Consider the following 12,885-nt stretch of genomic DNA (forward strand, 5'->3'; position numbering starts at 1 on the left):
GTTCTTAACACGGAAGCGGCGGCCTTCTCCAAGGCCCTGGTTCCGTGCTGTACTTAATAACCGTCGGACTGGTTCACCCCAGTCCCCATAGACGCCGAGAGGAGGCGATTCCAGTGATCAGCATCAACACCAGCTCCATCAGCACCGTCAAAATGACCGATCGCTCGGTCGTCTCCACGTGCCTGCTCGGCGTCTCGAACCTGGGCACCGGTCTGTCCGGCATTCCTGCCGTCCGGCCGGCGTCCTCCGTGTCTCTCGCGGGTCTTCCCATCCGTGAGCGCAATGAGCGACCGACCCAGGCACTGGAAGCGGCAGTAGGGGCAGAGGCGCATGCCTATGCCTTTGCGGCAGCCGGTGCCGGATCCCTGAAGCAGACGAAGCAGCACCACACGATGTGGGCCTTCCGTGGGCCTGAACCCTGGAGTGATCCAGCCTGATTCTCGATCAGGCCGGCGCCTTCAGGGCCGCGGAACCCCACCCGGGATCCGCGGCCCTTCTGTTTGTCCCCGACCGGGGACAGCAGAGCGAAGGGGCCTCGGGACAAGAAAAGAACCCGGTACCAGCCGCCAACCGGCCAACCCGGCCGGCACGACCAGACGAGGAAGACGAACCGTGCAACTCGAAGCGCACGCCCCGTCCGTACCGCCTTCCGAAACGATCCCCCCGCCCGGCCTCACGGAGGACTCCACCTTGATCCCGCTCACTGCGCTCACCGCGCTCGACGACGCCATCGAGAACCTCGGCGTACCCGTCCCCTGCCGCTCCTACGACCCGGAGGTCTTCTTCGCCGAGTCGCCGGCCGATGTCGAGTACGCCAAGTCCCTCTGCCGCACCTGCCCGCTGATCGAGGCCTGCCTCGCCGGAGCCAAGGAGCGGCGTGAGCCCTGGGGCGTCTGGGGTGGCGAGCTCTTCGTCCAGGGAGTTGTCGTGGCCCGCAAGCGGCCGCGTGGCCGCCCGCGCAAGAACCCGGTTGCGGCATGAACGCCCGAGGAACGATCGACCGCCCCCTGACGAACGACCCCAAGAAGCAGGCCCCGATGAAGCCGTCCGCCGGCGAGCCCGCAGGCTCCGCGATCCCAGACTTCACCACCACCGGCGCGAACGACTCGCGTCAGAACAGGACCCGAGAGATGCAACTCATCCCAGAAGCCCTGGCTCGTGCGCATATGCACGAGCGACTGCACCAGGCTGAGCAGGAACGTCGGGCCGTGCGCCTGGCGACCGCCCGCCGCATGCAGCGCCGGGCCGAGCGCGCCTCGATGCGAGCTCGGCGCGCGCTGGCCATGGCGGTCATGCAGTAGCCGACGGCAGTCGCAGCAATAGCAGGCAGTGATTCCCCGCGGGGGCCGGTCCGAACGGACCGGCCCCCGCGGTGCGTTGTGCCGGGCGAACCGCCGATCACGGCGATATCGTCGCCGAGTGACGAGTCTTCCCGGGGACAGTGACAGCACCGGCACCGCACCGCGGCCCGAGGCGGGCGAGGGCCAGCAGATCGTGTGCGCCCGCTGCGGCACCCCGGCTGACGGTCCCCAGCTGACCTGGACCTGTTCCGTCGAGAACGGCACCCGCAACTACTTCTGCGACAACTGCGCCCGCACCAACCTCAGAGCGATCGAGGGCCGCCTGGACTCGGCGTGGTGGTAGGCCCGCTCACGCCTCCGCCGCCGCATCCTCCTCGTCCAGCAGCTCCTCGTCGGGCACGAACCCCGGCAACCACTCCTCCAGTTCGTCGCGCAGGCGGACCGTCGCGCCGAGTTGGCACAGGACGCCAATGGTGCTCAGGGTCACGCGGTGTATCAGGAGGTAGGCCGGGGGCAGGTTGAGCCGTTTGCCCAGTTGGTGGGCGGGGGAGCGGGGGTCGGCCACTCGGGCGGCCTGGCTGCGCATCCAGCCGCGGGTGAAGGTGAACTCGTCGGCCTGGGCCGGTTCGATGATCGGCAGGAGGTAGTCCAGGACCGCGTCCGGTTCGAGGTCTATCGACTCCTTGACGAAGCCCTCCTCGCAGAGCAGCTCGTAGACCGCCTCCGCCTCGCCGTCGAGGGTCATTCGGAGGGAGTCGCCGATCGGCAGGGGCAGACCGCCGGGCAGCCGGTCGACCGTGCCGAAGTCCAGGACGCCCAGACGCCAGCCGTTCTTCTCGTCCGGCAGAAGACGGAAGTTGCCCGGGTGCGGATCGGCGTGGAGCAGGCCGGTGCGGGCGGGGCCCGAGAAGAGGAAGCGGGCCAGCAACTGGCCGGCGCGGTCCCGCTGCTCCTGGGTTCCGTCGGCGATCACTTCCGACAGCGGTATCCCGTCGATCCATTCGGTCACCAGGACCTGGTCGCACTGGTGGACCACCGCCGGGACAAGGACATCCGGGTCGCCCGCGAACTCCTCCGCATGCGCCTTCTGGGCCTGCGCCTCCAGTCCGTAGTCGAGCTCCTCGGACACCCGGTCGCGCAGTTCCGCGATGAGCGGCTTGATGTCCATACCGGGGATCAGAGGGCCGAGAAGTCTGGCGAATCGGCTGAGCTGGGTCAGATCGGACAGCAGGGCCTCGCCCGCCCCGGGGTACTGCACCTTGACGGCGACCTCGCGCCCGTCATGCCACACCGCCCGGTGCACCTGGCCGATCGAGGCCGCCGCGGACGGCTTGTCCTCGAACTCCACGAACAGCTCGGACCAGTCCTCGCCGAGCCGCTCCTCCAGCACCGAGTGGACAGTGCGCGTCGGCATGGGAGGCGCCGCTTCCTGGAGCTTCGTCAGCGCCGCACGATACGGCCCCGCGACCTCCTCGGGCAGCGCCGACTCGAAGACGGACATCGCCTGCCCGAACTTCATGGCGCCGCCCTTGAGCTCGCCCAGCACCTTGAACAACTGCTCCGCCGTGCGCTGCTGGAGCTCGCGGCCCACGATCTCCGCCGACTTCCCGCCGATCCGTTTGCCGAGCCCCCAGGTTGCCCGTCCGGCGAAGCCGAGCGGTAGCGCGGCGAGTTTGGCAGTACGGGTGACCGCCTTCCGGGGAAGATCAGACATGCGCCCTCCAAGTCCCAGACAGCCGTGCCGCGTACGGCTGTTGCCCCGCCATTGTCGCGTGCGGCCCGCCGTCCTCCGAGGCCCGCTCCCCCTTACCTTTCTCCGCCGTGCCGCACGGGCATGCTGGATGCGGCCAGACGGGTCTGGCGTGCCAGTCGAAGCCCGGGACTGATGCCTCCCAGCGTGCCCCCGCGCTGGAGGGCAATTCGCCGTCCAGGAAGGCAAGTGCGTGACCCGCGGCCACTCCGGCGACGCCGGCCGCCAGAGTGAGGTCGCACGCCGGTACCCGGCGCTGCTGCCCTGAGCGCCACTGCGCGACCAGACGAGGCCATGTCGGATCCCGGTCGGCGCGTCCCTCGTCCAGGCATCCCGCGCAGCCGGTGTCGCCGGGCAGGACCAAGGGGCCGACCACCCCGGTGCCTTCGACGACACCCGCGTAGAGATGTGGCGTCCCCGAGGCGATCAGGGCTTCGGCGGCGGCCGGATCGGGCGCGTGGACGGCGAGACCGTCCCGGGGAGTGAGGATCACCAGCGACAGTCCCCGCACCGCCCCCGTCTCTTCACCCTTCTCTTCCTCCTTCTCCTTCTTCTCCTTCGAGGATGTCCGGGGCGGACGCTCGGGTGCGGCTCGGCGCACCGCCCGGCGGGCGGCCTCCTCCCGGCGCTCACCGATGGAGTCGGCGGGCAGCCCGCCCGGTGCCACGTCCCACGGCTCGACGCGGCCGATGTCGCGCACATCGATCTCGCCCACGCCCGCGCCCGCGAGCAGTGAGGCCAGGATCACTCCCACCCGGCCCGCGCCCCTCACCTGTACGCGCAGTGAGCGGCGGGCGGCCAGGCGTTTGATGGCGTCGCCCGGTTCGGGTGCGACGAGGGAGAGGGAGGCGAGGTCGGGGAGCAGCCGGTCCAGGACCTCCTTCTTCTTGCGCAAGGCGTCCGCGGCCGGGCCACCTCCGGTCGAGTCGTCCAGCAGGCCGGACCGGGCCAGGCGTTCCACCAGCCCGTCGACATGACCGTCGGGCAGCCCCATCTTGCGTCCCTCTTCGCGTAGGTGCGGCAGCCCGCGTGTGCCGTCGAGCAGGTCGAGGAAACTGCCCGTCGCCGTGTCCATCGGGCCCAGCACCATGGCGTGCGCGGGTGCCATCCCGAACTGCACGGTGTTGAGATCCCGCCAGCCGCGCCGCAGCGCGGGCTTCACCATCGGATGCATGACCTACCCCCGTAGCCCGTAGAACGTCCCCGTGTGTCGGCGGGTGTGCGTCCTGCTCCGCCGACCGAATGCCAGCATGCCTGTCCGGGCCGATCGGTGCCGAAAGTTGTCCACAGGTGGCACCGTTCGTCGTACAAATCAAGCGCACGGAGTGCGGATCGGCATCGAACCGTCCCGGGGGCGGGACTTCCCCCATGTGCAGCGGGTAACGTCGGGGCGTGCCCGCCGACCCACTGCACCGCGCCGGAAAACCACAGCGCAGCACGACGAGCCCGCCGCCAAGCGGCTCGGGGGCGAGCGCGATCGAGGTCCGCAGGAGCGCGCGACGGCGCAGAACGGTCTCCGCGTACCGCGAGGGCGATCGCACCGTCGTGCTCATCCCCGCCCGGATGTCCGAGGCGGAGGAGCAGCGCTGGGTGACCGTCATGCTCGACAAACTGGCCGCCCAGGAGAACAAAAGGGTGCTCGGCGACGCCGAGTTGGCCGAACGGGCGGAGCGCTTGTCGGGCCAGTACTTCGACGGTCGGGCCCGGCCCACTTCCGTGCGCTGGGTCACCAACCAGAACACGCGCTGGGGCTCGTGCACCCCGTCCGAGGGCAGCATCCGTCTGTCGCACCGGTTGCAGGGCATGCCCGAGTACGTCGTCGACTACGTCCTCGTCCACGAACTGGCCCACCTGTTGGTGCCTGGACACGGGCCGCGCTTCTGGCGGCTGCTCGAGGCGTATCCGCGTACCGAGCGTGCTCGCGGCTACCTCGAAGGGGTGGTCGCCGCCGACCGACTGCCCCATCTGCCCGCCGCCCGCGACGAGTAGCGGGGGTCCGCCCTCGATGAGAGGGCGATTGTGTACCGGGTCTGTACCGGCTTCGTCCACTCCCAGGGTTTGCCGTTAGCCTGACGCGACGCACTCGCATCGGGATGGGGGACGGTCGTTACGCATGGCCAGGGAATTCCAACGCGGCCACAAGGCCAAGATCAGTGACCTCACCGCGGGCACCGATCTGTACGTAGGTGTGCAGATCACCGGCCCCGGACTGACCTTCGACATCAGTTGCTTCGGTCTTGACGCCGACGAACGGCTGTCGGACGACCAGTACTTCGTCTTCTTCAACCAGCCGAAGACCCCGGAGGAGTCGATCCAGCTCCTCGGGGCCCAGTCGGGCGACACGGAGTCCTTCCGCGTCACGCTCGACCGCATCCCGGCGCAGATCCACAAACTGTCGTTCACGGCGACCATCGACGGCGCCGGACAGATGTCGCAGATCGCTCCCGGATATCTCCGTATCGTCGCGGGTGGCGAGGAGGTGGCCCGGTACTCGTTCAGCGGCGCGGAGTTCTCCACGGAACGTGCCGTGATGCTGGGCGACTTCTACCTGAAGGACGTCTGGCGGTTCGCCGCCGTGGGACAGGGCTTCGACGGCGGCCTCGAGGCGCTGCTGAAGAACTTCGGCGGCGAGGTCGCCGACGAGCAGCCCGCCGCGCAGCAGCCGCAGGCCGGTGCCGCGCCGTCCTTCGCCCCGCCGGCCCAGGCCACCGCGCCGCCCGCTTTCGGCGGCCCGGCCGCTCCGGCCCCCGCGCCGCAGCCCGCCGCGCAGGGCTTCGCGCCGCCCCCAGGAGTCACGCCCCCCGTCGCGCCGGCGCCCGCGCCCTCGGTGCACGCCGCGCCGACCATCATCGCGCCCCTGCACACCCCGCCGGGCGGCACCGTGCATCCGCCGGGCCCCGCGCCGTACGCGCAGCCGCCCGGGCAGCCCGGTCCGCCGCCGGGCTACGGCCAGCAGCCTCCCGGCCAGACGGCTCCGATGCCGCCCGGTTACGGCCAGCAGGCGCCGACCGCGCCTCCCGGTTACGGTCAGCAGGCGCCTCCCGCGCCTCCTGGTTATGGCCAGCAGGCCCCGGCCGCGCCCCCCGGTTACGGTCAGCAGCCGCAGTACGGTCAGGTCCCGGGGCAGGCGCCCGGACAGTTCCCCGGCCAGCCCGGTGCGCCCTCCCCGTACGGTGCTCCCCAGGGCGCCCCGCAGGGCGGTGCCGGTGTGGCCGCCGCGCTGGGGGCCTTCAAGGAGACGCCCACCGGCCAGCGGTGGACCCAGCAGAACAAGAAGCTCATCAGGGTCGACCTCGGCATCGGTGGTCAGCCCGTGCTGGCCCGCCAGGGCAGCATGGTGCTCTACCAGGGCAAGGTCGACTTCAGCTACAAGGGCGCCGGATTCGCCGGCCGGATCGTGGGCAACTCGACCGGCCAGGAGATGCAGCTGATGCGCTGTACCGGCCAGGGCCAGGTGTTCCTCGCCGAGAACTCCACCCATGTGCACCCCATCGAGCTCCAGGGCGACGCGATCTGTGTCTCCGCGGAGAACGTGCTCGCCTTCGACGAGTCGCTCCAGTACGAGGTGCGCCGTATCGAGGGACACGGCATTCCCGGAGGCGCCCTGTTCACGATGCAGTTCCAGGGGACCGGCACCATCGTCGTGAAGACCCACGGTGCCCCCGTCGTGCTGCCCGTGACGCCCACGACCTTCGCCGACTGCAACGCGGTCGTCGCCTGGTCCGCGGCCGCACAGGTGATCGTCTCCAGCCAGGTGCGGATGCGCCGGAACGCCTATCCCGGCGACACCGGTGAGAGCGTGAACCTCCAGTTCCGCGCCGCGCCCGGCAGTTTTGTCGTCGTCCAGCCGTACGAGGTCTGAGGGAGCCCGTCATGAACCAGCCACTCGCGGGCTTCGCCCCGGCACCCGTCACCACCCGCATGGAGAACCACGGCAATCACATGCTGAAGGTCGCCATGCAGACCGGAAACGACCTCCTCGCGCGCGTGGGGTCGATGGTCGCCTACGAAGGGTTCGTCCAGTACGAGCCCAACCCGCCCGCCGTACGCCAGATCGCGCGCGACTGGGTCACCGGCGAGGGCGCGCCCCTCATGAAGTGCTCCGGTGACGGCCTGCTCTACCTCGCCGACTACGGGGCGAACGTCGTCGTCATCAACCTCAATGGGGACGCGATTTCCGTCAACGCGACGAACCTGCTCGCCTTCGACGCGCACCTCACGTGGGGCGTCGAGCGGGTGAAGGGGCTCGCCAAATTCGCCGGACAGGGGCTCTGGAACACCAAGATCTCCGGCCAGGGCTGGGTCGCGCTGACCTCCCGGGGCAAGCCGATCGTCGTCGACTGCGGCGGTGGTGAGGACGAGACGTACGTCGACCCGGACGCGCTCGTCGCCTGGTCCCCGAACCTCAAGGTGAAGGGCAAGCGCAGCTTCAAGGCGCAGTCGCTGATCGGACGCGGCAGCGGCGAGGCGTACCAGATGGCGTTCTCCGGGCAGGGCATCGTCGTCGTCCAGCCCAGCGAGGACAGCACCGACCGCCTCCGGATCCGGGGCTGAGGGGGAGCAGGACACCATGCAGAGCCCGCTTTTCGGCTACAACGAGCAGCAGACCCAGGAGCGCTACAGCCTGCAGAACTCGCAGATGCTGCGCGTCGTCCTGGAGGGTCACGACGACATCCTCGCGCGCAAGGGCACCATGGTCGCGTACCAGGGGCTCGTCGAGTTCGACGCCGAGTACCAGAACACCACTCAGCAGCGCTCGCGTGCGTACACCGGCGAGGGCCTGGACCTGATGCGCTGTCACGGGCAGGGGACGGTCTACCTCGCCAACCTCGGCCAGCACGTGCACGTCGTGGAGGTGGACCAGGACGGTCTCACCGTCGACAGCAGCTACGTCCTGGCGATGGACTCCGGGCTGCACTACGAGGCCATCGCCGTCGACAGTCAGTACGGCATCTCCGGCTCCGGCAAGTACCAGCTCAACATCACCGGTCGCGGCAAGGTCGCGCTGATGACCTCCGGGATGCCGCTGCTGATGCAGGTCACGCCGGACCGGTACGTCAACTGCGACGCCGACGCGATCGTCGCGTGGTCCACCAGCCTGCGCGTGCAGATGCAGGCCCAGACGCACTCCTCCGGGGTGTGGCGGCGCCGCGGCAACACCGGTGAGGGCTGGGAGCTGAGCTTCATGGGCAACGGATTCGCGCTCATCCAGCCCAGTGAACTGCTGCCGCCGCAGAACGCCGTGATCGGCCAGGGGCTGCGTGCGCAGTACGGCATGGGCCAGCAGGGTGCGCACGCGCAGAACCAGGGCAACGTCTGGAGCTGAGAGGCTGCCCGCGCCCCTGACGGGGCCCGGCAGTACCGGCACCTGTGTAAGGGGCGACCGCGATGGCAGTCGCCCCTTACGCGTTCAGAGCCGGGCCCCTGCTCAGAGCCTGGCGCGAGTGGCTTCCAGCAGCCGTACGACCGAGTCGTCGGCCACGTCCGCCACCTTGTCGTACGCGAACCAGCGCAGGTCGAGGGACTCGTCGCTGATGGCCTCCACGGCGTCGGCCGGGGCCAGCGCGGCGTACTGGACGTCCAGATGCCAGTTGCACGGCGCCGGGATGGCGTGCCGGTCCAGACGTACAGGACCGCCCGGCAGCAGTGTCAGGCCCGGGATCCCGGACTCCTCGGTCGCCTCGCGCAGGGCCGCCGCGGCCAGCGTCGCGTCGTCCGGCTCGCAGTGGCCGCCCATCTGCAGCCACATCCGGAGCTTGCGGTGCAGCGTCAGCAGGACGCGGCCGCGCTCCGGGTCGATCACCAGCGCGCTCGCCGTGACATGCCCGGACGTGCAGGACTTCCAGGTGCCGTCGGGGTGCTCCGAGAGGTGTTCCAGGTAGACCTGGCGCAGCTCTTCCTGGTCCTCGTAGTTCTTCAGTACGAGGACCGCGTCGTCGTGGAGGCTCACTCGGTGTCGTCGCCCTTGTCGTCGTCCTTGGGGGAGTCGTCCTTCGTGAGGTTCGGCTTCTCGGCGGAACCGGAGCCGCTCGCCGCCTCGCCGAGCATCTTGTCGATCTCGGAGAAGTCCAGCTGCTCGCGGTGCACGAAGCCGTCCGGGTCGTCCAGGTCGGACGCGGTCGGCAGCATGTCCGGGTGAGCCCACAGGCCGTCACGGCCGTCGACACCGCGCGCGTCGGTCAGCGAGGCCCACAGGCGTGAGGCGTCCCGCAGCCGGCGGGGGCGCAGCTCCAGGCCGATCAGCGTGGCGAAGGTCTGCTCGGCGGGACCGCCCGTGGCACGGCGGCGGCGCAGCGTCTCGCGCAGCGCGTCCGCGGACGACAGGCGCGGCTTGGCGGCCGCGTGAACCACCGCGTCCACCCAGCCCTCGACGAGCGCGAGAGCCGTCTCCAGGCGGGCCAGAGCGGCCTTCTGCTCCGGCGTGTCCTCCGGCTGGAACATGCCCTGCTGGAGTGCCTGCTGCAGCTCCTCCGGGTTCTGCGGGTCGAACTGGCCGACCACGTCCTCCAGCTTCGCGGTGTCGACCTTGATCCCGCGCGCGTAGCCCTCGACCGCGCCGAACAGATGCGAGCGCAGCCACGGCACGTGGGCGAAGAGGCGCTGGTGGGCGGCCTCGCGCAGGGCGAGGTAGAGCCGCACCTCCTCCTGGGGGACGCCCAGGTCCTTGCCGAACGACTCGATGTTCAGCGGCAGCAGCGCGGCCTTGCCGGCCGGGCCGAGCGGCAGGCCGATGTCGGTCGAGCCGACGACCTCGCCCGCGAGCACGCCCACGGCCTGCCCGATCTGCGTACCGAACATGGCGCCGCCCATGGAGCGCATCATGCCGATGAGCGGGCCCGCCATGGCCTGCATCTCCTCCGGCAGGACGTCGCCCATGGCTGCGCCGACGCGCTCGGCGACCGGGTCGACGAGCTCCTTCCACACGGGAAGGGTCGCCTCGACCCACTCCGCGCGGCTCCACGCCACGGCGGAGCCGGCACCGGACGGCAGAGACGTCGCGTCGTCCAGCCACAGGTCGGCCAGACGCACGGCCTGCTCGACCGCGGTGCGCTCGGCGGGGCCGACGCTCGCGTCCTTGGTGCCGTCAGGGGTGCCCTGGGAGACCGTCTGGCGGGCGATCTGCTTGGCCATGTCCCAGTTCACCGGACCGCCCTCGTACGAGAGCATCTGGCCCAGCTGCTGGAACGCGGCGCCCAGGTCGTTGGGGTTCATGGAACCGAACATGGCTGCGAGCGGATTGTCGGCTCCGGGACCACCGGCTCCGGGCAGCCCGAAACCGAACGGTCCCTGACCACCACCGCTCTGCTGGTCCTTCTCCTTGCCCTCGTCGCCGTTCTCCGGCTCCTCCGGCGGAAGGCCGAATCCGAATGGGGTGTCACTCACGGGATTCCTCGGCTGGTAAGGCCGCCGGTTCGTTCCGACGGCGACTGCCCGACAACACCACCCAGCGTAGACACCACAGCCCGATCGGGCCTCGATGCTTCGCCGACTCTTGGCCTGCGGCAGGATGGATGCCACCTGGTACGTACGCGTCACGCGCGTCCGTTACTGAAGACAACCGCTGGAGACGCCCGGTGAGTTCCCCAGATCCGCAGGTTCGCGCAGCGCGAAACCACTCAACCAGCTCGCTCCCGCGCGGGCCCGTCGTCGCGGTCACCGGCGCCGCGTCGGGCGTGGGCGCGCTGCTCACCGAGCGGCTGGCCGCCAGCGAGGAGATCAAGCAGGTCATCGCCATCGACGAGCGGCGTGGCGAGTGCGCGGACGCGACGTGGCACATCCTGGATGTGCGGGACCCTGCGATCGCCGAGAAGCTGCGTGGGGCCGATGTCGTGGTGCATCTGGCGCTCGACCTCGACCTGGAGACGGACGCGGCGGCCCGGACGGCGTACAACGTCCGGGGGACCCAGACCGTGCTCACCGCCGCCGCCGCGGCCGGGGTCCATCGGGTGGTGCTGTGCACCTCGGCCATGGTCTACGGGGCGCTGCCCGACAACGAACTGCCCCTCTCCGAAGACGCCGAATTGCGGGCGACGGCCGAGGCCACGGGGGTCGGTGACCTGCTGGAGATCGAGCGGCTGGCGCGGCGCGCGCCGCGGGCTCATCCGGGACTTAATGTCACCGTTGTGCGGCCCGCTGTGCTCGTCGGGGGTACCGATACCGCTCTGACCAGGTATTTCGAGTCGCCTCGGCTGCTGGTGGTGGCGGGGTCCCGGCCCGCCTGGCAGTTCTGCCACGTCGAGGATCTGTGCAGTGCTCTGGAGTACGCCGTCGTCGAGAAGGTGGAGGGGGAGCTGGCCGTCGGGTGCGACGGGTGGCTGGAGCAGGAGGAGGTCGAGGAGCTGAGCGGGATTCGGCGGATGGAGCTGCCGTCCGCGGTCGCTCTCGGGGCCGCGGCCCGGCTTCACCGGATTGGGCTCACTCCTTCGCCTGCCGGGGATCTGGCGTACACGATGTATCCCTGGGTGGTGAGTGGGAGCCGGCTGCATGACGCCGGGTGGCGGCCGCAGTGGACCAATGAGGAGGTTCTCGCGGAGCTGCTGGAGGAGGTTGCCGGGCGGCATACGGTGGCTGGGCGGCGGCTGGGGCGGAAGGATGCGACTGCGGCGGGGGCTGCGGGGGCGACGGTGGCTTTGCTGGGTGCGGCTGCGGTGGTTCGGCGGGCTCGGAAGGCTCGGCGGCGGATCTGAGTGCGGGTGGGGCCGGACGGGGGGTTTCGCCCCCGCCGCCCCTACCCGTCCCATCCCCCAGGGGCTCCGCCCCTTCGACCCCGACCGGGCAGTTCGTCGGCTGCGGGTGGGTGGGGGCTGGGCGCGCAGTTCCCCGCGCCCCTTTCTGGGGGCTGCGCCCTCCAGACCCCCGCGTCCTTTCCTGGGGGCTGCGCCCTCCAGACCCCCGCTTCAGCCTGAACGGCCTCCTTGTAGGAGGCTCCAAAGGTCTATGTGTCCGTGCCGGGGGAAAGGTCTATTTCCTGTTGTCAGTGGGGTGGGGCACGATGGGTTCATGGCACCCATGAACGATCATCCCGGTGAGCAGGCGGCGCAGGACGCGATCAAGTTGATCGGTATTCGTGAGACGCCGCTCTCGCTGGACGAGGTCTTCAAGGCTGTGGGGGACGACGCCGCCGGGGGGACCGCGCTGTTTGTGGGGAGTGTGCGGAATCACGACGGGGGTGCTGACGTCGATGAGCTCGGATATTCGTGTCATCCCAGTGCCGAGGCGGAGATGCGGCGGATCGCCGAGAAGGTGGTCGCCGAGTATCCGGTGCGGGCGTTGGCCGCTGTTCACCGGGTGGGTGAGCTGGCCGTCGGGGATCTCGCGGTCGTCGTCGCCGTGTCGTGCCCGCATCGGGGTGAGGCGTTCGAAGCCTGTCGCAAGCTCATCGATGACCTGAAGCACGAAGTGCCCATCTGGAAGCACCAGAAGTTCTCCGATGGTACGGAGGAGTGGGTCGGCGCTTGTTGAGCCCCATCCGGCCTCCGGTTGCGTAACCAGGGCCCTGCCGTGAGCGTTAACGATGCGGATGGTTAATCTGCTGATCAGTCAGTTGCGGTCGCTCATGGGGTTGGGAGGTCGACATGGCGGCGCTTGCCTGGTTGCTGATTCCGCTTATGGCTGCGATCGGTGCCGGACTGTGGGGCAGTTGGGCCGGCCGGAATCGCAAGGCGGCGGGAGACGGCGTCGAGCTCGCGGGCTACACGCGCTTCCGTGAAGCCATGGAGAAGGCCGAGGCGAGAGAGAAGTCCCACTCCGACGCCGTCTGAGGCTCCTGTGCCCCGGCCCCGTACGCGCGGCCCCGGCCGACCCCGTACGGACGGCCCCGAGGGTGCGCTGACA

The 12,885-nt window shown here is 70.0% G+C and carries 15 protein-coding genes; 11 read left to right on the plus strand and 4 right to left on the minus strand.

Annotated elements, in window-relative coordinates:
• Nucleotides 1-113 precede the first annotated feature (113 nt).
• The 4 genes from AB5J50_RS33025 to AB5J50_RS33040 all read left to right on the plus strand — a co-directional run bounded on the left by AB5J50_RS33025 (nucleotide 114) and on the right by AB5J50_RS33040 (nucleotide 1,644).
• Complete coding sequence (locus AB5J50_RS33025; RefSeq protein WP_369261916.1) at nucleotides 114-437, plus strand: hypothetical protein; 324 nt, start codon at nucleotides 114-116, stop codon at nucleotides 435-437.
• A 175-nt stretch (nucleotides 438-612) separates the two neighbouring features.
• Nucleotides 613-981: a WhiB family transcriptional regulator gene (locus AB5J50_RS33030; protein ID WP_054228178.1), complete on the plus strand. Its 369-nt coding sequence runs from the start codon at nucleotides 613-615 to the stop codon at nucleotides 979-981.
• A complete protein-coding gene (locus AB5J50_RS33035) occupies nucleotides 978-1,301 on the plus strand; it encodes a hypothetical protein (RefSeq protein WP_327431569.1) in 324 nt (107 codons plus the stop codon). Before AB5J50_RS33030 ends, AB5J50_RS33035 begins: the two co-directional genes overlap by 4 nt.
• Before the next feature lie 118 nt (nucleotides 1,302-1,419).
• On the plus strand, nucleotides 1,420-1,644 hold the full coding sequence (locus AB5J50_RS33040; protein WP_369261918.1) for a hypothetical protein: 225 nt from the start codon (nucleotides 1,420-1,422) through the stop codon (nucleotides 1,642-1,644).
• 6 nt (nucleotides 1,645-1,650) lie between these two features.
• On the opposite strand, the gene AB5J50_RS33045 is transcribed toward AB5J50_RS33040, so the two are convergent.
• Together AB5J50_RS33045 and AB5J50_RS33050 are read right to left on the minus strand one after the other, a co-directional pair.
• Nucleotides 1,651-3,015 carry an AarF/ABC1/UbiB kinase family protein gene (locus AB5J50_RS33045; RefSeq protein WP_327431571.1) on the minus strand — a complete coding sequence of 455 codons (1,365 nt, stop codon included), beginning with the start codon at nucleotides 3,013-3,015 and terminating at the stop codon, nucleotides 1,651-1,653.
• A complete protein-coding gene (locus AB5J50_RS33050) occupies nucleotides 3,008-4,225 on the minus strand; it encodes a TOMM precursor leader peptide-binding protein (RefSeq protein ID WP_369261919.1) in 1,218 nt (405 codons plus the stop codon). The genes AB5J50_RS33045 and AB5J50_RS33050 overlap by 8 nt, the downstream gene beginning before the upstream one ends.
• Before the next feature lie 218 nt (nucleotides 4,226-4,443).
• Between AB5J50_RS33050 and AB5J50_RS33055 the strand changes: the two genes are divergently transcribed.
• The 4 genes from AB5J50_RS33055 to AB5J50_RS33070 all read left to right on the plus strand — a co-directional run bounded on the left by AB5J50_RS33055 (nucleotide 4,444) and on the right by AB5J50_RS33070 (nucleotide 8,377).
• Nucleotides 4,444-5,040, plus strand: a complete 597-nt coding sequence (locus AB5J50_RS33055) for a M48 family metallopeptidase (RefSeq protein ID WP_327431573.1) — start codon at nucleotides 4,444-4,446, stop codon at nucleotides 5,038-5,040.
• Nucleotides 5,041-5,164: 124 nt separating this feature from the next.
• Nucleotides 5,165-6,913: a TerD family protein gene (locus AB5J50_RS33060; RefSeq protein WP_369261920.1), complete on the plus strand. Its 1,749-nt coding sequence runs from the start codon at nucleotides 5,165-5,167 to the stop codon at nucleotides 6,911-6,913.
• A gap of 11 nt (nucleotides 6,914-6,924) precedes the next feature.
• Entirely contained in the window at nucleotides 6,925-7,605 is a 681-nt protein-coding gene (locus AB5J50_RS33065; protein WP_327431575.1) for an AIM24 family protein, read from the plus strand.
• Nucleotides 7,606-7,621: 16 nt separating this feature from the next.
• Nucleotides 7,622-8,377, plus strand: coding sequence for an AIM24 family protein (locus AB5J50_RS33070; protein ID WP_369261922.1), 756 nt, complete (start codon nucleotides 7,622-7,624; stop codon nucleotides 8,375-8,377).
• Nucleotides 8,378-8,479: 102 nt separating this feature from the next.
• On the opposite strand, the gene AB5J50_RS33075 is transcribed toward AB5J50_RS33070, so the two are convergent.
• Together AB5J50_RS33075 and AB5J50_RS33080 are read right to left on the minus strand one after the other, a co-directional pair.
• A complete protein-coding gene (locus AB5J50_RS33075; RefSeq protein WP_369261923.1) occupies nucleotides 8,480-9,001 on the minus strand; it encodes an NUDIX hydrolase in 522 nt (173 codons plus the stop codon).
• A complete protein-coding gene (locus tag AB5J50_RS33080) occupies nucleotides 8,998-10,434 on the minus strand; it encodes a zinc-dependent metalloprotease (protein ID WP_327431578.1) in 1,437 nt (478 codons plus the stop codon). The genes AB5J50_RS33075 and AB5J50_RS33080 overlap by 4 nt, the downstream gene beginning before the upstream one ends.
• 191 nt (nucleotides 10,435-10,625) lie before the next feature.
• Here AB5J50_RS33080 and AB5J50_RS33085 point away from each other — a divergent pair, with 191 nt between their 5' ends.
• From AB5J50_RS33085 to AB5J50_RS33095, 3 genes are all read left to right on the plus strand, one after another.
• On the plus strand, nucleotides 10,626-11,738 hold the full coding sequence (locus AB5J50_RS33085; RefSeq protein WP_327431579.1) for an SDR family oxidoreductase: 1,113 nt from the start codon (nucleotides 10,626-10,628) through the stop codon (nucleotides 11,736-11,738).
• Between the two features lie 313 nt (nucleotides 11,739-12,051).
• Complete coding sequence (locus tag AB5J50_RS33090; protein ID WP_327431580.1) at nucleotides 12,052-12,513, plus strand: molybdenum cofactor biosynthesis protein MoaE; 462 nt, start codon at nucleotides 12,052-12,054, stop codon at nucleotides 12,511-12,513.
• Nucleotides 12,514-12,626: 113 nt separating this feature from the next.
• Nucleotides 12,627-12,812, plus strand: a complete 186-nt coding sequence (locus tag AB5J50_RS33095; RefSeq protein ID WP_369261925.1) for a hypothetical protein — start codon at nucleotides 12,627-12,629, stop codon at nucleotides 12,810-12,812.
• Nucleotides 12,813-12,885: the final 73 nt, after the last annotated feature.

The sequence above is a fragment of the Streptomyces sp. R35 genome (assembly GCF_041053035.1).
Taxonomy (GTDB): Bacteria; Actinomycetota; Actinomycetes; order Streptomycetales; family Streptomycetaceae; genus Streptomyces; species Streptomyces lutosisoli.

What these genes read in the sequence shown, in the direction of transcription:
- AB5J50_RS33090 (WP_327431580.1), top strand. Translation starts at nt 12,052, where the DNA reads ATGGCACCCATGAACGATCATCCCGGTGAGCAGGCGGCGCAGGACGCG.
- AB5J50_RS33060 (WP_369261920.1), top strand. Translation starts at nt 5,165, where the DNA reads ATGGCCAGGGAATTCCAACGCGGCCACAAGGCCAAGATCAGTGACCTC.
- AB5J50_RS33065 (WP_327431575.1), top strand. Translation starts at nt 6,925, where the DNA reads ATGAACCAGCCACTCGCGGGCTTCGCCCCGGCACCCGTCACCACCCGC.
- AB5J50_RS33095 (WP_369261925.1), top strand. Translation starts at nt 12,627, where the DNA reads ATGGCGGCGCTTGCCTGGTTGCTGATTCCGCTTATGGCTGCGATCGGT.
- AB5J50_RS33050 (WP_369261919.1), bottom strand. Translation starts at nt 4,225, where the DNA reads ATGCATCCGATGGTGAAGCCCGCGCTGCGGCGCGGCTGGCGGGATCTC.
- AB5J50_RS33035 (WP_327431569.1), top strand. Translation starts at nt 978, where the DNA reads ATGAACGCCCGAGGAACGATCGACCGCCCCCTGACGAACGACCCCAAG.
- AB5J50_RS33045 (WP_327431571.1), bottom strand. Translation starts at nt 3,015, where the DNA reads ATGTCTGATCTTCCCCGGAAGGCGGTCACCCGTACTGCCAAACTCGCC.
- AB5J50_RS33070 (WP_369261922.1), top strand. Translation starts at nt 7,622, where the DNA reads ATGCAGAGCCCGCTTTTCGGCTACAACGAGCAGCAGACCCAGGAGCGC.